Annotated in this window: 1 pseudogene; it reads left to right on the top strand. The window is 49.1% G+C overall.

What is annotated here, in order from left to right:
• A pseudogene (locus C6N31_RS47610) lies at window positions 1–212 on the top strand (NADP-dependent oxidoreductase); the annotation flags it as partial.

Genomic DNA, 212 nt, shown 5'->3' with positions numbered 1-212 from the left:
GTCGGTTGGGAAGAGTACACCTTGATCCAAAATCCCGAGCAATTGAGGAGAATTCAGCGGGATGACGATATTCCTCTTTCATTTCACTTGGGTCTACTCGGTATGCCTGGCCTCACGGCTTACGCGGGATTTTATGAAATTTGTTCCCCTAAGAAAGGAGATTACGTTTTCGTCTCTGCTGCTGCTGGTGCTGTTGGTCAACTCGTCGGACC

Source organism: Streptomyces fildesensis (genome assembly GCF_016107395.1).
Lineage (GTDB): Bacteria > Actinomycetota > Actinomycetes > Streptomycetales > Streptomycetaceae > Actinacidiphila > Actinacidiphila fildesensis.
Note: the sequence above shows the minus strand (reverse complement) of the source record. Positions and strands in the feature narration are given on the sequence as shown.